This window comes from Janthinobacterium sp. UMAB-60 (assembly GCF_900095235.1).
In the GTDB taxonomy this organism is placed as follows: domain Bacteria; phylum Pseudomonadota; class Gammaproteobacteria; order Burkholderiales; family Burkholderiaceae_D; genus Janthinobacterium.
In genome coordinates this window covers 129,324-144,974 of record NZ_LT607495.1, presented here as the reverse complement: position 1 = coordinate 144,974, position 15,651 = coordinate 129,324, and the positions used below count along the sequence as shown (strand labels likewise).

Below are 15,651 nucleotides of genomic sequence, written 5' to 3'. Positions count from 1 at the left end.
GTGTGCAGGCAAGCACCAGTATAGTTTATCGGCCGCGCAGCAGGCGCCCCAGTTCCTGCAAGCCGTGCGCCATCTCTGCCGGGGGAATGGCGGCAAAGCCCAATAACAGCCCGGGCGGCGTGGCGCAGGCGGCACCGGCGTCAGGGTCGGCATAGTGCCCCAGAGGGCGCAGTTCGATGCCCCGCTCCAGCCCCGCGCGCGACACCGTTTCTTCATCATGGCCGCCGCGAAAATACGCGCACAATTCCAGGCCGCTGTCGGCCGGGCCGCACGCGAGCTGGTCGTCGAGTTCGCGCGCAATGCCGCGCACCAGCAGGTCGCGCCGCTCGGCATTGCTGTCGCGCGTGCGGCGGATATGCCGGCCAAAGTGGCCCTCGGCGATGAAGTCCGCCAGCGCCATCTGCGGCACGATGGCCGTGTGGCGGTCCATCACGGCCTTGGCTTGCACCAGCGCTTCGGCCAGCGCGGGCGGCGCCACCATGTAACCGAGGCGCAGGCCGGGGAACAGCACTTTCGACAGAGTGCCCACGTAGACCACGCAGCCATCGCGGTCCAGGCTTTGCAGGGACGCCAGCGGCGCGCCCGTATAGCGGTATTCGCTGTCGTAATCGTCTTCCACCAGCCACGCCTTGTGCTGCGCGGCCCAGGCCAGCAGGGCCAGGCGGCGAGGCAGGCTCATGCTCACGCCCAGCGGCATCTGGTGCGACGGCGTCACATAGGCCAGCTTCGCCTGCGGACAGTGCGCCACGCCATACGCCACGTCCAGTCCCTGCGCATCGACGGGCACGGGAAAGACGCGCGCGCCGGCCGCGCGCAAGGGGCCGCTGGCGCCCCGGTAGCCGGGCGACTCCATCCACACAGCGTCGCCCGGTGCCAGCAGAATAGTCGAGAGCATGAACAGCGCCTGCTGCGAACCGGAGGTGATGACGATCTGCTGCGGCGTGCACTGGACGCCGCGCGACGCCTTCAGGTACACGCACAGCAGCTCGCGCAGTTGCAGGTAGCCGGCCGGGTCGCTGTAGCCGAACTGGTGGTCGGGCCGGCGCCAGCGCCGCGCTTCCAGGCGGTTCCACACGTCAAATGGAAAATGGTCGATGCGCGGCATGCCGACGCGGAAAGCGCGCAGCGGGCCCCGGTGGAACGCCACCTGGCGCATGGCCGCCAGCACGCCTTGGCCGCGTGCCGACAGGGGCCGCAGCAGTCCCGGTGCCGCTGTCTCCGAGGCTGCGACAGGGGCCGGCACGTCGCGACATACAAAGGTGCCGCGCCCCACGGCGCCATCGAGATAGCCTTCCGCCGTCAGCAGCGCATACGCATTGAGCACCGTCTGGCGCGACACGGCCAGCAGGCGGCAAAAGTCGCGCGTGGGCGGCAGCTGCATGCCGGGACTCATGCGGCCATCGAGGATGGCGGCCTTGATGGCCGCATACAGCTGGCGGAACAGCGGCTCGCTGGCGCCGCGCTGCAGCGGCAAGGCGGCGATGATCTGGTTCAGGTGGGAAGCTGGCATGGCGGGGAAGGCTCTTGAATTGGTAGCTTCAAGATAGCACTTATTGGCTATTTTAAATAGCCAAGACTGGCGCTAAGATGACGCATCCCCTCTTACTCCCGTGGAGCACCCATGCATCAGTTTTTCGCCACCGTGGCCTGGCAACGCGACGGCCAGGATTTCGCCGGTCAGCGCTACAGCCGTGGCCATGCATGGCAGTTCGACGGCGGCCTGACGGTACCCGCCTCGTCGTCGCCCCTGTCCGTGCCGCTGCCCATGTCGGTGGCGGAAAATATCGACCCGGAAGAGGCGCTGGTGGCCGCCACGTCGAGCTGCCACATGCTGTTCTTCCTGTCGCTGGCAGCGCAGCGCGGCTACGTCATCGACGACTACCGCGACGACGCCGTCGGCGAGCTGGGAAAAAATGCCGCGGGCCGCCTGGCCATGACGCGCATCGTGCTGCGCCCGCGCATCGCCTTTGCGGGAACACCGCCCTCGCGCGAGGCATTGGCTACCCTGCACCACGACGCGCACGAGCGCTGCTACATCGCCAACTCGCTGACGGCCGACGTGGTCGTGGAAGGAGTCGCCTAGATGTACACGCCCGCCAGCTTTCGCGAAGAACGCCTCGACGTGCTGCATGGCCTGATCGATGCGCATCCGCTGGGCGCGCTGGTGCGCCACGGCGCCGATGGCCTGTGCGCCGACCATCTGCCGTTCGAGATCGCCGCGCCCACGCTTGACGCCCCATTCGGCATCCTGCGCGCCCACGTGGCACGCGCCAACCCGCTGTGGCGCGCGGCTGGCGAAGAGGATGAATGCATGGTGATCTTCCAGGGGCCGCACGCCTACATCACGCCCGCCTGGTATATGGAAAAGCAGCGCAGCGGCAAAGAAGTCCCCACCTTCAACTATGCGGTGGTGCACGCGCACGGCCCCCTGCGCGCCATCGACGACGCGGCATGGCTGCTGGGATTGGTGGAGCGGCTGACGGCGCGCCATGAGGCGGATCAAGCCACGCCGTGGCGGGTGAGCGATGCGCCGGCCGACTATATCGACAAGCTGTTAAAAGCCATCGTCGGCATCGAAATTCCCCTCACGCGCATCACGGGCAAATGGAAGCTGGGGCAGAACCGCAGCCTGCAAGATCAGGCCAGCATGGCGCATGGCCTGGCGCTGGGCCATCAAGCCGGCGCGGCACAGGCGCTGGGCGCGCTGATCGCCGCCAACGTCAAGTCAGCCAGCTGACGGCCGCCGATGGGCGGCCAGCGGCAGCAGCGTGCGCCCGTGCAGCATCCGCTGGCGCAAAAAAAGGCCGCTCGCGCGGCCCAAGGAGGTTTCGGGGGAAACGCCGGTGGCCGGCTATGGCTTGAGCTGGGCGCGGATCTCGCCTGCCGGGTAGGCGGCGCTGTGCGCCAAACTTGCTGCTCGCCTGCCGTCGCACCTCAGGCCAGATGCCCTTCCGCCACCCAGCCCCGGTTGGCTGGCGCTGGCTTCGGTTTGGGTGCGATGCCGCTGCTCTTTTCCGCATCGAGGATAATGCTGCGCATGCTGTCGCTGGCGGCCGGCCCCGGCGCGAACGCGTAGTACTCATCATTGATGGGCAAGCCCGTCATGGCGTCGACCAGCACGGGATCGGCAGCCAGGCCCGTGTCGCGGCTGGCGATGACGAGGCTGGCGCCTTCCGGCGCGAAGTTTTCATTGCCCCAGGCGATAAAGGCCAGCAAGACGGGCTTGAAGGCGCGCCCGGACTTGCTCAGCACATAGTCGTAGCGGGGCGGCTTGGCGCAATACAGGCGGCGCGTCATCAAGCCGCCCTCCACCAGGTCCGCCAGGCGGCGCGTCAGGATGGTGGGGGCGATCTTGAGGCTTTTTTCAAATTCGTCGAAGCGCGTCTTGCCATAAAACGCTTCGCGCAGGATGAGGATGCTCCACCATTCGCCCACCTTGCCCAGGCTGCGGGCAATCGGGCAAGGCAAATTATTAAAGTTGGTATGTTTCATGACCATCTCCTCACATTGATTCAACACAACAATCGAAAAAATCTCAGTTGCAACACGAAAACATCAGTACGATCCAATACAAAGTCAGTCACGCCTTTTGCTGCTGATCCGATATGCATCATGCGGCCCGGCTCATCGTCACGGCTGACCTCATCGATGAACACGCGATAGGTGTTTGCCTGCGCGACGGGGCCAGCCTCGGCACGCACACGGCGGAGGTTGAGCGTCAGGGAAGCAGAACCGGCCTTCACGCAGCGCCTGGCTTAACAGTCAACGGTGGCCGCGATGCTCGACTTGCAGGTGTCGGGCGCCGGTGCGTTATACGGGGTGCTATTGGTGCGGGCCACACTCACGGTCGTATTGACGTTCACGGCAGTAGCCAGTACACCCTGACTTTGGTCAACGGGGATATGGGCGCTGCCGTTCAGATACACGGCCGCGTCGGCGCCACGCGGCAGCAGTGCCGTGCCGGCGACAGCGACGCTGGCGGCAACGATAAGGTGGGGGGAAATAACGCGCAACATGATACCTCCTGATGATGGAACATCATTAATGAGCCCGTCAATATGAAGGACGTCGAGGATAGTCACGGTATTGCCGGCGTTTTTTGGGGCACGCAAACCAGGACAACAAAATATCAGCGCCGGGAGCCAGGAACCTGAGGGCGTCGGTTTTTTGCCGCATTTACAAAACAGATTTTTTAATAATCGACATTGCTTTAAGTCAATGCATGGGTGAATTATTAGCGATCTGGGAAATCGCCGCTTCTTCTGGCGGAGAAACCTCTTTTGAAACACGAGAAAAACAGAAAAAAAAGAAAAAGCGAGGCATAATAAGCCACAACTTGCTTTTTGGTTAAGTCATCCATGCCATGCCATTGACCAGCGAAACCGTCAAAAAGAACATCTTGATCGTGGATGATTCCGCGTTCGAGCAGCGCATGCTGATGGAGCTGCTCAGTGAGCAGCCCTACCGTTTCAGCATCGCGTTCAACGGCTACCAGGGCTACCAGCTGGCATTGGCCACGCTGCCCGACCTGATCCTGCTCGACGTGCGCATGCCCGAGATGGATGGCTACACGGCATGCCGATTGCTCAAGGCCAATCCTGAAACGGAACAGATACCCGTCATCTTTCTCAGCGGCGCCGATGCCGCCAAGGAACGCATCATGGGCTTGCAGGTGGGCGGTGTCGACTACATTTCGAAGCCGTTCACGCCGGAAGAACTGGCCGCGCGCATTCATATCCACCTGGGGTTGATGCGTAAAAGCAACAGCACCTTACCCATCGCGGTCCCCGCCAGCGAGCGCCAGCAGCATCCCGACCTGGTGTTCGTCAATGCGGTCAAACAGCTCATACTCGACAACCTGGGCAGCCTGCCCAACCTGTCCGACATCGCCCGCAGCGTGGGCACCTACCGCGAAAAGCTGACCCTGATGTTCCGCGAACAGACGGGCATGACGGTGTTTGCCTTCATCCGCGAAGCGCGCATCGCCCGCGGCGTGGCATTGCTGCAGCAGACGGAGATCGACGTGCAGGATATCGCCCTGCTGATCGGCTTTCACAACGCGGGCAACTTCGCCACCGCCTTCCGCGAGCGCATGGGCGTGACGCCCAGCGCCTACCGCCAGCGCCTGCAGGAGCAGACGGGGCAGCGGCAGGCGGCCAACGGACACTAACGCTAGAACTTGTAGTTCAGCTTGAGCGACGCGAAGCGTCCGCGCGGGTCACTCTGGGTAAAATCGAAGCCCGAAGCCGAGTAATCCCACGGCGCGCGCTTGTTGGCCAGGTTTTGCACGATGAAGGTGACGTTCGCCTTGGGTGTCACCTGCCAGCTGCTGGTCACGTCGAAGGTGCTGAAAGCGGCCACCGATTCATCGAGGTGCTGTTGTTGCGCATAGCTGCCCACGTAGTTCCAGGTCAGCGTGGACGACCATTTACCCTGCTCCCAGGTGGCCGAGGTGACGCCGCGCCATTTCGGAATCGAGCCGAAATAATTGGTGCCGGCGCCGTTCGTCAGCGGCGCGCCATCGGACAGCGGCTCGGCAAAGCGCAGCACGCGGCTCAGCTGGCCGGCCAGGGTCAGCTTGCCCCAGTCCTGGTCGACGAAGCGCTGGCGCAGGTCGAGATCGATGCCCGACACATCGCGCTGGCCCTGGTTGCGGAACTGGCGGTACAGGGTCGTGATCCGGCCATCGGCGCCGCGCGCGACCTTTCCCGGCGACGTCAATTCATTGTCCAGGGTGGTGGTGGCGCTTTCCGTGCCGATCACGCCTTCCTGCCGGATGCGGTAGTAATCGAGGCCGATGCTGGAACTGCTGGTGGGCGAAATCACCACGCCCAGGTTCAGGTTTTTCGAACGCTCGGGGCGCAGCGCCGGATTGGCGATGGTGATGACCGTCACGCCGCGCGACAGCGTCGGCGTCAACGGGTCGCGCGGATCGATCACGCCGGTATAGCTGACAGCCGTGCTGTCGGTGATTTCCGGCAGCGACGGGGCACGGAAGGCGCGCGAAACGGTGCCGCGCAAGAGCAGCCATGGCGCCGCCTGATAGCGGGCGCTGGCCTTCGGCGAAAATGCATTGCCGAAATCGCTGTAATGGTCGGCGCGTCCCGCCACGTTGACGGACAGGTTTTTCACCACGGGCACATTGAATTCGGCGAACAGCGCCGACACGCTGCGCGAACCCTCGATGATATTGAGCGCCGGACGCAGTTCCGTGCCCGACAGCACGGCCGTCGAGGTTTGCGAATCCATCTTTTCGCGGCGCCATTGAAAGCCGGCGGCAAAGCCCAGCGGGCCCGCCGGCAGGTTCCAGATATCCTTGGCCGCCGAGAAGTCGAGCGTGTCGAGCGTCGATTCGGCCGGGCGCAGGGTCGACAGGCGCAGGCGGTTGCGCACCGCTTCGCTGTTTTGCGATGGGTCAAAGAAGTTATAACTGCCGTCGGCCAGCACTTTCTGGAATTCGTAGCGGTTGACGAAGTTCTGCACCGTCTCCTCCAGCTTGCTGCTGGAATGGGCCACGGCCGTATCCCAGTCCCAGCCCGCCAGGGTGCCTTTGACGCCCGCCAGCGCGCGGTAGAACGTCACCTTGTCCTGCTTCAGGCGCGGCCCCAGGTCGAACAGGGTCGCCGTGAACGGCAGGGGCGTCGCGCCCGGATTGTTCGGATGGCCCACGGGCAGCACCACGGGAATCGTGTCGAGCCGCTTGGTGCCGTTGTTCCACGCGCGCAGCGAGCTGCTCACCGTCAATGGCGCGCTGAAGGTCTGGTCGGCGCGCGAATAGCTGTGCAGCAGGTCGACATAGGCTTCCGTGTCCGCGTTCAGTTTCACGGTGCCGCGCAGCGAGGAGTGGATGCGCTGGATGCCGGGGATCAGGGTTTCGTAGGGCGACGGATTATAGGCCAGCACCTGCCCCGCGCCGTCCGGGTTGATGGCGCTGTACGGCACCAGCTGCAGCGGGCCGCGCACGCCGCCGAGGGTCTGCGTGGGATCGGTGCCCGCGTAATTCGTCACGTTCCAGCCCAGGCTGCCGCGCTGCTGCTGGCGGAAATCGGCATCGCGCAGCCACGCCACGTCGCTTTGCTGCAGCTTGTCGCGCTGCTGGGCATCGACCGAGAAGACCACGCTGTAGCCATCTTCCTCCAGCTTGCCGAAGCCCGTTTGCAGCGCCGCGCTCTTTTCGTGCTGGCCCGTGCCTTGCGTCGAGCCGCCCCATTGCGCCGTGATGTCCGTGCCCGTGAATTCCTTGTACAGGATGATGTTGACCACGCCGGCCACGGCGTCGGAGCCATACACGGACGAAGCGCCATCCTTGAGCACTTCGATGCGCCGCACGGCCGCCATCGGCAGGCTGTTCAGATCGACGAAGGTCTGCTGCAAATCCTGCGCCGTGGCGTAGCTGGCCACGCGGCGGCCATTCACCAGGATCAGGGTGTTTTGCTGGCCGATGCCGCGCAGCGACAGGCCCGACGTGCCGGCCGAGAAACTGCCCGTATATTGTTCGTTGTAGCTGTTGCCGCTGTTGGCGGAGATGGCGCGCAGCACATCCGAAACGCTGGTCTTGCCGCTGGCTTTCAATTCCTTGGCCGTGATGACTTGCACGGCGCTGGCGCCCTCCTTTTCGCTGACGCGGATATTCGAGCCGGTGACGTTGACTCTCGCCATTTCCTCTTCGGCATGGACAAGGGTGGGAAACGCGGGAAAAGCGGCGGCGATGGCAAGACTGATGGCGAGTGGTTTGAACATGGTTTCCTCTTATTGGGATTGAGCCTTTTTCCGATAAAAAAGGCCGAGCAGGGGCACGCGGACCGGGTAGGCCAGCGGGCAAACGACAACGAGCTGAATGGGAATGACTTAGGGGATGCGTGGACGGGCACGCACCGGCATCGACTGCACCATGCATGGCATGGTCAGCTGGTTCCGGGCGGCATAAAAACAGGCAGAAAGACTAAAGCGCAACATAAAAGACACCGGTAAGCGGGGAAAGGCCACTATATCCCGGTGTCTTTATGGCGTGAACGAATTAAAAATTGATTGTATATACGATTTGAATCTAAGGACTTGGCGTTTGGCAATATCAGGCGTCGGCCATCGCCTGCGGCGCGGCCGCCGCGCGGCGCGCCTGCACGCCCCACCAGTACCAGGAAATCAGCGCATTGACCCAGTAGGCCGCATACAGCACGGCCGTCAGGTGCAGGCCGCGGCTGTAGTACAGCGGCACGGCCACGGTGTTGACCAGCAGCCAGAAGGCCCAGGTCTCGATGCGCCGGCTCATCAGCAGGAATTGGGCGATGATGCTAAATACCAACACTGCCGAATCGATGAACGGCGCGTAGGCATTCGTAAACCGATGCAGCAGCATGCCGTAGATGACCACGGAGGCGATACCGGCCGGCACCACCCAGGCCAGGCTGCGCCAGCCCGTGCGCGTGATCGGCAACGGCTTGCCGCCGGCGCCGCGCCGCCATTGCAGCCAGCCGATGACGCAGGTGACGATGAAAAACAGCTGCAGCATCACGTCGGCATACAGATTAACCTGGAAAAACAGCACGGCAAAAAGCACGCAGCCGACGATGCCGATCCACCAGGAATGAATATTATTGCGTCCTGCCAGGATGATGGAAGCAGTCATCAAGACATTGGCGGCGATCTCGAGCGGGGGAGTCAAGCGGATTTCCTTAGAATGAAGGCAGGCCGCCACTATAGCCCATTTGATATCCGCAACCAGCCATGCACTGCTTGACTTCCGTGGCCATTCTGGCAAATTGGCAAACAGTACCCCTGAACCACTGCGGAGATGTTCCATGCGCTTGCGCCACGTGCTGCTTGCGGCAATGCTGCTCGGCAGCGTCCTGCCCGCCCAGGCCTGCCGCATGACGATGGCGCTCGAGCAATGGCCGCCCTACCTGTATCGCGATGCACAAGGCAACTATACGGGGCTGGACCTGGAGCTGCTGCGCGCCATTTTCAAGGAAGCGCGCTGCACCTTGCTGAGCGTGCCGGAACTGCCCACGGCGCGGCGCCAGCTGCTGTTCCAGAAAGGCGAACTGGACCTGCTGCCCGCCGCCTCCGACACCTCGGAGCGCCATGCGTATGCGCGTTTCAGCGTGAGCTACCGCGATGAAACCGTGGGCCTCTTCAGCAAGGCCGGCACGCACGCCGCGCAGCGCCAAGTCGGCAGCTTCGACCAGCTCGCGCGCGGCAAGTCGACCTTGCTGGCGCCCAAGGTGGGCTGGTATGGGGCAGACTATGCGGCGGCCCGGCCGGCGCTGGAAAAGGCCGGCCGCCTGAATACCTTCGGCAGCTTCCGGCAGGGCATCCTCATGCTCGACGCGGGCCGCGCCGACCTGTTGCTGGGCGACGTGCTGGCCGTGCGCCACGCAGCGCGCCTGCAGGGCGTTGCCTTGAACACCCTGCCCTTCCTGGTCCTGCGCGCCCCCGTGCACCTGATGCTCAACGCGCGCACGACCAGCGCCGACGACCTGGCGCGCCTGAACGCCGCCATCACGCACTTGGAACAGCGTGGCGTGCTGGCGGCGATACGTGCCCGCTATGAAGCGCCGTAGCGGCGATCAGCCCTTGCTGGCCGCTTCCAGGATTTCCAGCTTCGTCTCGCGGCCATTCTTTTGCACGCCCTGCGCCTTGTCGTAACTTTCGATCAGCGCGCGGTACGGCGGCACGATGTGGTCCGTCATGATGGCGGCGAATTCCATCGCATCGGCGCGGTTCCAGGTGCTCATCACTTCCGCCAGCACCGCATACGTATCGATCGGCACGGCGCCAGCCTGCGTCACGCGCGCCATGGTGATGTCGGTAGCCATCTTCGACCAGTTGCCCGAGGCGTCGATGATGGCAAACACCTTGTAGCCGGCCGCCAGCGCGCTAATGGTGGGAAAGGCCATGCACACGCTGGTCAGCGTGCCGGCGATCAGCAGGGTCTTGCGGCCCGTCTTTTCGATGGCCTCGACCCAGGCCGGATTGTCCCAGGCATTGATCTGGCCCGTGCGCGGGATGTAGACGGCGTCCGGGTTGAAATGGTGGATTTCCGGGATCAAGGGGCCGTTCGGGCCGTCGGGGACGGAAGCGGTGGTAAACGTCGGCATGTTGGCCAGGCGCGACAGCTTGGCCAGCGCCGTGACGTGGCCGCGCAGCACATGCTGCTCGATGTCGCGCACCAGCTGGAACAAGCCGCTCTGGTGGTCGATCAGCAGCATGACGGCGTCGTCGGGATCGATCATCGGTGGCAAACCTTGGAAGTTGGCGGGGGTGCTCATGGTGGTCTCCTGAAAAACCATGCCGCGGGATGCGGCATGGGTACTGCATAAAATGACTACGGAGCGATGCGGGCGAAGCGGCCGCTGTTGAAATCTTCGAACGCCTGCGCGATTTCCGCTTCGGTGTTCATGACGAAGGGACCGTGGCCAACGATGGGCTCATCGATCGGCTCGCCGCTCAGCAGCAGCACCACGGCATCGCTGTTCGCCTCGACGGTGATGCTGTCGCCATCGCGCCCGAACAGCGCCATCTGCGCTTCGCGCACCACGCTCTCGCCATTCACCAGCAGCGTGCCGTGCAAAACGATCAGCGCCGTGCTCCAGCCGGCGTGCACCGGCAGCTCCGTCAGCTTGCCCTGCGCCAGGCGCACATCCCACACCCGCATCGGCGAGAACGTGCGGGCCGGGCCATGCTGGCCGTCGAAGTCGCCGGCGATCACGCGCACCGCGCCGGCACCATCGGGCAGCGCCACGGTGGGAATGGTGTCGCTGGTGATGGCCTGGTAGCCGGGCGCCGTCATCTTGTTCTTGGCCGGCAGGTTCACCCACAGCTGCACCATTTCCAGCGTGCCGCCCGACTGCGTGAAGGCAGGCGAGTGAAACTCCTCATGCAGGATGCCGGCGCCGGCCGTCATCCACTGCACGTCGCCGGGACCGATCACGCCGCCCTGGCCCGTCGAATCGCGGTGCGCCACTTCGCCCTTGTAGACGATGGTCACCGTTTCAAAGCCGCGGTGCGGGTGCGAACCGACGCCGGGCGGACGCGTGCCGGGTGCAAATTCGGCGGGGCCGGCATAGTCGAGCAGCAGGAAGGGGCTCAGCTGCTTGCCATGGCCGGTGTACGAAAACATCGAGCGCACGGGGAAACCGTCGCCTACCCAGTGCTGGCGGGGTGCGCTGTAGATACCTGTGACTGTGTTCATCTCGATCTCCTGTTGGGGTTTGCATTACGATGGAAACAGAATACGCTTGCAACGATAGAGGCGGTAGACGGTAAAATTCGCCATCAGCGTTCCAAAAATAGAACGATCAAGGAGGCGGCATGCAGGATCTGAACGATTTGTATTATTTTGTGCAGGTGGTCGACCATGGCGGCTTCGCGCCGGCCGGACGCGCGCTGGGCATGCCGAAATCCAAACTCAGCCGGCGCATCGCGCTGCTGGAAGAGCGCCTCGGCGCGCGCCTGCTGCAGCGCACGACGCGGCATTTCTCCGTCACCGACGTGGGGCAAACGTTTTACGAGCATTGCAAGGCCATGCTGGTGGAAGCGGAAGCGGCGCAGGAAGCGATCGAGCTGACGCGGGCGGCGCCGCGCGGCACGGTGCGCCTGTCCTGCCCCATCGCCCTGCTGCACTCCCTGGTCGCGCCCATGCTGGCCGGCTTCATGCGCGAGCATCCGCAGGTGACCCTGCTGCTCGAAGCGAGCAACCGCCGCGTCGACCTGGTGGCCGAAGGCATCGACGTGGCCATCCGCGTGCGTCCGCCGCCGCTGCCCGACAGCGACCTGGTGCTGCGCGTGCTGGCCGAGCGCAGCCAGTGCATGGTGGGCAGCCCGCTGCTGTTCGGCGACGCCGCCAGGCCGACAGCGCCGGCCGACCTGGCCGACTGGCCCAGCCTGGCCCTGGGCACGCCGCAACAGCACTACCAATGGGATTTGTACGGCCCGGATGGCGCGCGCGCCCAGCTGCGGCATACGCCGCGCTTCGTCACGGGCGACATGCTGACCCTGCGCGACGCGGCCGTGGCCGGCGTGGGCGTGGTGCAGCTGCCGACCATGATGATCGTCGAACAGGTGGCCAATGGCAGCCTGCTGCCGCTGATGGCGCAGTGGCGGCCGCAGCGCGAAATCATCCACGCCGTCTTCCCGTCGCGGCGCGGCCTGCTGCCGGCCGTGCGCGCGCTGATCGACTACCTGGCGCACAGCTTCGCCGCGCTGGAGGAAGAGTGACGGTTTTCAGGTACGATGGCGTACTCCCGAATCGCCTGGATACCGCATGCGTTTATTGATTCTGTCTGACCTGCACCATGAGTTATGGCGCGAGGATGCGCCGCAAGGCGATCTTGCGCTCAGCCGTCCCGACGCCGTGATCCTGGCCGGCGACATCGACACAGGCACCCGCGCCGTCGCCTGGGCTACCAGCGCGTTTGCGGGACTGCCGGTGCTGTACGTGCATGGCAACCACGAAGGCTATGGCCACCATCTGGACAAGGTGCGCCAGGAGCTGCGCAGCGCCTGCGCCGCCACGGACAACGTGCATTTTCTCGACGCCGACAGCCACGTCATCACCGACCAGGCCGGCAAGCAGGTGCGCTTCCTGGGCGCCACCCTGTGGACGGATTTCCGCCTGCTGGGCGACGATACGCGCCAGGCGGCCATGCGCGACGCGGAAGCCGTCATGAACGACTACAAGCGCATCCGCCTGGCCAACATGGGCTTTCGCAAGCTGCGCGCAGCCGACACGGCCATGTTCCACGCGCAGCAAAAAGCCTGGCTGGCGCGCGAACTGGCGCAGCCGTTCGAGGGCCGCACCGTCGTCATCAGCCACATGGCGCCGTCGCTGCTGTCGGTCGATGATGCGTACGGCAGCGAGGCGTGTTCGCCCGCCTATGCATCGCGCCTGGACGACTTGGCCGCGCAGGCGGACCTGTGGGTGCATGGCCACCTCCACGTCTCGCGCGACTACCGCATCGGCCAGTGCCGCGTCGTAGCCAACCCCTGCGGCTACAAGACGCGCAGCGGCACGCCGCAAAATCCCGCTTTTGATCCGAACTTCATCGTCGCGCTGGCCCCGCGTTAATCCTCGGGTTTCAGGCGTCCCGCCAGCCATTGCTGCAGGCGGTGCTTGCCGGCGCCGCCGCGCAGCCTGGCGGCGGCCACCAGCGGGTTGCGCGGCTTGGGCGTGGCGTTCACTTTGATTTTCATGGCGCATGCGCCAACGTTGTTATTTTGTCGCAGCCGCCTTTTCCTTGGCGATGCGGGCATCGAGCTTGGCTTCATTCCTGGCCGCGTAATTGCTGCACGCCTGCGCATCGATGAAGGGATTCGGCGTGACGCCTTGCAGCAATTGCGTCAGCTTGCCGTCGCCGCCGGAGTGGTCGGGGTGGGCCGAGATCAGGATGTCGCACGGCAGTTTGGCGAAGTCCTGCATGACGCGGCGGAAGGCCGGCGTCAGGTCCGCATGGCGTTCATCGCCCAGGTAGTGAAAATCGTCGGCCGCCACCGGCGTGAGGCTGGCGCCGAACACCACGTTCAGGCAGTCCTGACGCTGCGCATCCTCGCACGAGACCCAGGTCCAGCTGGTGCTGCCCGGCGTATGGCCGGGCGTGTAGCGCGCCGTGATGGTCACGTCGCCCAGTTGCAGGGTTTCGCCATCGGCGATCTCGCGCACGTTTTCCACGGCCGGCATGGGCTCGATTTCGCCCGCTTGCGGGTCCATGGCGAGCACCGATCCCGCGCGCAGCGCCTGCGCTCCGAGCGGACTGGCGACCACTTGCGCACCGCTGTCGCGGGCCAGGGCGGCGACGCCGCCCGAATGGTCGAAATGCGCTTCCGTACTCAGGATGAACTTGATGTCTTGCAGGCGAAAGCCCAGCTCGAGGATATGCTCCTTGATGGCGGCCACCGATTGCGGCAACGCACCGTCGATCAGGATCAAGCCGTCGCGCGTGTCGATCAGCACCACGCTCAGACCGCCCACGCCCACGTAATACGTGTCGCCGTGGATGCGCGCCGGCTGCTGCGGGCGGTTCCACTGCGCCGCATACGGCGAGGCGATCGGCTGCGTCAGGGGATCGATGGCGGGCGTGGCGGCATGCGCCGTCAACGGCAGTGCCATGGCGGCCAGCACGATGTTCAGCAAGGTCTTGGGAAGGAAGAAAGGCGGCATGCGGCTCCAGGAATGAGTGTGTGGTAATCGATGCCATAGGGTAACGTCGCCACCCTGCGCGGTCAAGCAGACGGACGCGGCGACTTGCGCTACGATAGAGGCCCATTCACTGCTCCCCTATTGCCATGCGTTTGCTGATCCTGTCCGACCTGCACCTGGAAGTCTGGGGTGACGACACGCCCGCCATCGACCTTGCCACCAGCCGCCCCGACGTGGTGATCCTGGCCGGCGACATCGCTACGGGCAACCATGCCATCGCCTGGGCCGCGCGTACCTTCGGCGCCCTGCCCGTGCTGTACGTGCACGGCAATCACGAGGGCTATGGCCACCAGCTCGAACACATGCAGGACGCCGTACGCGATGCCTGTGCCAGCACCAATGCGCAGGGCGCCAACATCGGCCTGCTCGACGGCGACGCCGTGGTCTTGAACGGCGTGCGCTTCCTCGGCGTCACTCTGTGGACGGATTTTTTACTCTTCGGCGCGGAGCGCCGGGAAGAAGCGCTAAACGCGGCGCAAGCCTACATGCCCGACTACAAGCGCATCAGCACGGGCGGCGACGCGCCGCGCCTGCTGTGCGCCACTGACACGGCCCTGCTGCACGCGCGGCACAAGACCTGGCTATCCGGGCAACTGGCGCAACCGTTCGCCGGCAAGACCGTCGTCATCACGCACATGGCGCCATCGATGCTGTCGGTGGAAGAACAATACGCGACGAACCTGGGTTCGCCAGCGTTCGCCTCGCAGCTGGACGAAATGGTGGCGCAGGCGGACCTGTGGGTGCATGGCCACATGCACGCTTCGCTCGACTACCAGATAGGCGGGTGCCGCGTCGTGTGCAACCCCTGCGGCTACAAGCGGCCAGACGGCACGCCGGAAAACGAACGTTTTGATACAGGCTTCATCGTCGAACTGGCCGACGCGGTTTAACGCTTTGCATAGCGCAGCTGCACCACGCCGCTGGGCAGCTGGCGCGTGCCGTCCAGGCGCCAGTCGCTGCGCGGCAGCGCGTCATCGAACAGGCGCACGCCCTTGCCCAGCACCACGGGCAGCACGGACAAGGTCAGGCTGTCGATGACGCCCTCGCGCAAGGCGGCGCGGATGACGGCGCCGCCATCGAGATACACGTGGCGGCAGCCCTCCCCTGCCAGCGCCTCCAGCACTGACCGCACGCCGCCTTCGCGGCGCTGCTCGCCATGGCGCGGCGCGAAGGCGCGGTGGCTCAATACCACCACGCGCTTGCCCGCATACGGCCAAGGCTCGAACCCCAGCACGGCCTCATACGTGGTACGGCCGATCAGCAGGGTATCGACCTGCTCCATCAAGGCCGTGTAGCCGGTGGCGTCGGGCGAGTCGGGGGCCAGCTCGGCCAGCCAGGACAGGTCGCCGTTTTCTCCCGCGATGCAGCCGTCGATGCTGATGCCGAGAAAAACGCTGACGAAAGTTTTTTGCATGGGTGCTCCTTGATTTAATTCTACAGTGTAGAATTATGCCCAT

The 15,651-nt window shown here is 64.7% G+C and carries 19 protein-coding genes; 8 read left to right on the top strand and 11 right to left on the bottom strand.

Annotated elements, in window-relative coordinates:
• Positions 1-25: 25 nt before the first annotated feature.
• Positions 26-1,510 (bottom strand): PLP-dependent aminotransferase family protein, encoded by a 1,485-nt coding sequence (locus K0F86_RS21280; protein WP_219136182.1) that lies wholly within the window; start codon positions 1,508-1,510, stop codon positions 26-28.
• Positions 1,511-1,621: 111 nt separating this feature from the next.
• Here K0F86_RS21280 and K0F86_RS21275 point away from each other — a divergent pair, with 111 nt between their 5' ends.
• Both K0F86_RS21275 and K0F86_RS21270 read left to right on the top strand, forming a co-directional pair.
• Complete coding sequence (locus tag K0F86_RS21275) at positions 1,622-2,083, top strand: OsmC family protein (protein ID WP_219136181.1); 462 nt, start codon at positions 1,622-1,624, stop codon at positions 2,081-2,083.
• Positions 2,084-2,737, top strand: a complete 654-nt coding sequence (locus tag K0F86_RS21270) for an FMN-binding negative transcriptional regulator (protein WP_219136180.1) — start codon at positions 2,084-2,086, stop codon at positions 2,735-2,737. It abuts the gene before it with no gap.
• A gap of 197 nt (positions 2,738-2,934) precedes the next feature.
• On the opposite strand, the gene K0F86_RS21265 is transcribed toward K0F86_RS21270, so the two are convergent.
• From K0F86_RS21265 to K0F86_RS21255, 3 genes are read right to left on the bottom strand one after another with little or no spacing between them, the layout of a single operon-like run.
• The gene (locus tag K0F86_RS21265; protein ID WP_071080157.1) at positions 2,935-3,492 is read right to left on the bottom strand and encodes a helix-turn-helix domain-containing protein; all 558 of its coding nucleotides are present in this window, start codon (positions 3,490-3,492) and stop codon (positions 2,935-2,937) included.
• 20 nt (positions 3,493-3,512) lie between these two features.
• Complete coding sequence (locus K0F86_RS21260) at positions 3,513-3,743, bottom strand: hypothetical protein (RefSeq protein WP_219136179.1); 231 nt, start codon at positions 3,741-3,743, stop codon at positions 3,513-3,515.
• A 12-nt stretch (positions 3,744-3,755) separates the two neighbouring features.
• Positions 3,756-4,082 carry a hypothetical protein gene (locus K0F86_RS21255; RefSeq protein ID WP_219136178.1) on the bottom strand — a complete coding sequence of 109 codons (327 nt, stop codon included), beginning with the start codon at positions 4,080-4,082 and terminating at the stop codon, positions 3,756-3,758.
• Positions 4,083-4,222: 140 nt separating this feature from the next.
• Here K0F86_RS21255 and K0F86_RS27685 point away from each other — a divergent pair, with 140 nt between their 5' ends.
• Together K0F86_RS27685 and K0F86_RS21250 are read left to right on the top strand one after the other, a co-directional pair.
• On the top strand, positions 4,223-4,351 hold the full coding sequence (locus K0F86_RS27685) for a hypothetical protein (protein ID WP_257572286.1): 129 nt from the start codon (positions 4,223-4,225) through the stop codon (positions 4,349-4,351).
• Positions 4,352-4,363: 12 nt separating this feature from the next.
• Positions 4,364-5,170, top strand: a complete 807-nt coding sequence (locus K0F86_RS21250) for a response regulator (protein ID WP_219136177.1) — start codon at positions 4,364-4,366, stop codon at positions 5,168-5,170.
• 2 nt (positions 5,171-5,172) lie between these two features.
• Here K0F86_RS21250 and K0F86_RS21245 read toward each other — a convergent pair whose 3' ends face one another.
• Positions 5,173-7,740 (bottom strand): TonB-dependent receptor, encoded by a 2,568-nt coding sequence (locus K0F86_RS21245; protein ID WP_219136176.1) that lies wholly within the window; start codon positions 7,738-7,740, stop codon positions 5,173-5,175.
• Between the two features lie 331 nt (positions 7,741-8,071).
• A complete protein-coding gene (gene pnuC, locus K0F86_RS21240) occupies positions 8,072-8,662 on the bottom strand; it encodes a nicotinamide riboside transporter PnuC (protein WP_219136175.1) in 591 nt (196 codons plus the stop codon).
• 136 nt (positions 8,663-8,798) lie between these two features.
• Between pnuC and K0F86_RS21235 the strand changes: the two genes are divergently transcribed.
• Complete coding sequence (locus K0F86_RS21235; RefSeq protein ID WP_219136174.1) at positions 8,799-9,560, top strand: ABC transporter substrate-binding protein; 762 nt, start codon at positions 8,799-8,801, stop codon at positions 9,558-9,560.
• A 6-nt stretch (positions 9,561-9,566) separates the two neighbouring features.
• Here the strand turns inward: K0F86_RS21235 and K0F86_RS21230 are convergent, their stop codons facing one another.
• Complete coding sequence (locus K0F86_RS21230; RefSeq protein ID WP_207780966.1) at positions 9,567-10,268, bottom strand: isochorismatase family protein; 702 nt, start codon at positions 10,266-10,268, stop codon at positions 9,567-9,569.
• Positions 10,269-10,324: 56 nt separating this feature from the next.
• Complete coding sequence (locus K0F86_RS21225; RefSeq protein ID WP_219136173.1) at positions 10,325-11,191, bottom strand: pirin family protein; 867 nt, start codon at positions 11,189-11,191, stop codon at positions 10,325-10,327.
• 119 nt (positions 11,192-11,310) lie between these two features.
• On the opposite strand from K0F86_RS21225, the gene K0F86_RS21220 reads away from it, so the two are divergent.
• Both K0F86_RS21220 and K0F86_RS21215 read left to right on the top strand, forming a co-directional pair.
• Positions 11,311-12,216 carry a LysR family transcriptional regulator gene (locus K0F86_RS21220; RefSeq protein ID WP_219136172.1) on the top strand — a complete coding sequence of 302 codons (906 nt, stop codon included), beginning with the start codon at positions 11,311-11,313 and terminating at the stop codon, positions 12,214-12,216.
• 46 nt (positions 12,217-12,262) lie between these two features.
• Positions 12,263-13,066 carry a metallophosphoesterase family protein gene (locus K0F86_RS21215; protein ID WP_219136171.1) on the top strand — a complete coding sequence of 268 codons (804 nt, stop codon included), beginning with the start codon at positions 12,263-12,265 and terminating at the stop codon, positions 13,064-13,066.
• On the opposite strand, the gene K0F86_RS27680 is transcribed toward K0F86_RS21215, so the two are convergent.
• Both K0F86_RS27680 and bla read right to left on the bottom strand, forming a co-directional pair.
• Complete coding sequence (locus K0F86_RS27680; RefSeq protein WP_257572285.1) at positions 13,063-13,191, bottom strand: hypothetical protein; 129 nt, start codon at positions 13,189-13,191, stop codon at positions 13,063-13,065. The two genes, K0F86_RS21215 and K0F86_RS27680, sit on opposite strands and share 4 nt — an antisense overlap.
• A 19-nt stretch (positions 13,192-13,210) precedes the next feature.
• Positions 13,211-14,155 (bottom strand): subclass B3 metallo-beta-lactamase, encoded by a 945-nt coding sequence (gene bla / locus K0F86_RS21210; RefSeq protein WP_219136170.1) that lies wholly within the window; start codon positions 14,153-14,155, stop codon positions 13,211-13,213.
• Positions 14,156-14,280: 125 nt separating this feature from the next.
• Between bla and K0F86_RS21205 the strand changes: the two genes are divergently transcribed.
• Positions 14,281-15,084 (top strand): metallophosphoesterase family protein, encoded by an 804-nt coding sequence (locus K0F86_RS21205; protein WP_219136169.1) that lies wholly within the window; start codon positions 14,281-14,283, stop codon positions 15,082-15,084.
• Here the strand turns inward: K0F86_RS21205 and K0F86_RS21200 are convergent.
• On the bottom strand, positions 15,081-15,608 hold the full coding sequence (locus K0F86_RS21200) for a dihydrofolate reductase family protein (protein ID WP_219136168.1): 528 nt from the start codon (positions 15,606-15,608) through the stop codon (positions 15,081-15,083). The two genes, K0F86_RS21205 and K0F86_RS21200, sit on opposite strands and share 4 nt — an antisense overlap.
• Positions 15,609-15,651: the final 43 nt, after the last annotated feature.

Excerpts from the sequence above, each read along its gene's own strand:
- K0F86_RS27680 (WP_257572285.1), bottom strand. The coding sequence starts at position 13,191 with ATGAAAATCAAAGTGAACGCCACGCCCAAGCCGCGCAACCCGCTGGTG.
- K0F86_RS21200 (WP_219136168.1), bottom strand. The coding sequence starts at position 15,608 with ATGCAAAAAACTTTCGTCAGCGTTTTTCTCGGCATCAGCATCGACGGC.
- K0F86_RS21250 (WP_219136177.1), top strand. The coding sequence starts at position 4,364 with ATGCCATTGACCAGCGAAACCGTCAAAAAGAACATCTTGATCGTGGAT.
- K0F86_RS21225 (WP_219136173.1), bottom strand. The coding sequence starts at position 11,191 with ATGAACACAGTCACAGGTATCTACAGCGCACCCCGCCAGCACTGGGTA.
- K0F86_RS21265 (WP_071080157.1), bottom strand. The coding sequence starts at position 3,492 with ATGAAACATACCAACTTTAATAATTTGCCTTGCCCGATTGCCCGCAGC.
- bla (WP_219136170.1), bottom strand. The coding sequence starts at position 14,155 with ATGCCGCCTTTCTTCCTTCCCAAGACCTTGCTGAACATCGTGCTGGCC.
- K0F86_RS21235 (WP_219136174.1), top strand. The coding sequence starts at position 8,799 with ATGCGCTTGCGCCACGTGCTGCTTGCGGCAATGCTGCTCGGCAGCGTC.
- K0F86_RS21220 (WP_219136172.1), top strand. The coding sequence starts at position 11,311 with ATGCAGGATCTGAACGATTTGTATTATTTTGTGCAGGTGGTCGACCAT.
- K0F86_RS21280 (WP_219136182.1), bottom strand. The coding sequence starts at position 1,510 with ATGCCAGCTTCCCACCTGAACCAGATCATCGCCGCCTTGCCGCTGCAG.
- K0F86_RS21205 (WP_219136169.1), top strand. The coding sequence starts at position 14,281 with ATGCGTTTGCTGATCCTGTCCGACCTGCACCTGGAAGTCTGGGGTGAC.
- K0F86_RS27685 (WP_257572286.1), top strand. The coding sequence starts at position 4,223 with ATGGGTGAATTATTAGCGATCTGGGAAATCGCCGCTTCTTCTGGCGGA.
- K0F86_RS21245 (WP_219136176.1), bottom strand. The coding sequence starts at position 7,740 with ATGTTCAAACCACTCGCCATCAGTCTTGCCATCGCCGCCGCTTTTCCC.
- K0F86_RS21270 (WP_219136180.1), top strand. The coding sequence starts at position 2,084 with ATGTACACGCCCGCCAGCTTTCGCGAAGAACGCCTCGACGTGCTGCAT.
- K0F86_RS21215 (WP_219136171.1), top strand. The coding sequence starts at position 12,263 with ATGCGTTTATTGATTCTGTCTGACCTGCACCATGAGTTATGGCGCGAG.
- K0F86_RS21230 (WP_207780966.1), bottom strand. The coding sequence starts at position 10,268 with ATGAGCACCCCCGCCAACTTCCAAGGTTTGCCACCGATGATCGATCCC.
- K0F86_RS21275 (WP_219136181.1), top strand. The coding sequence starts at position 1,622 with ATGCATCAGTTTTTCGCCACCGTGGCCTGGCAACGCGACGGCCAGGAT.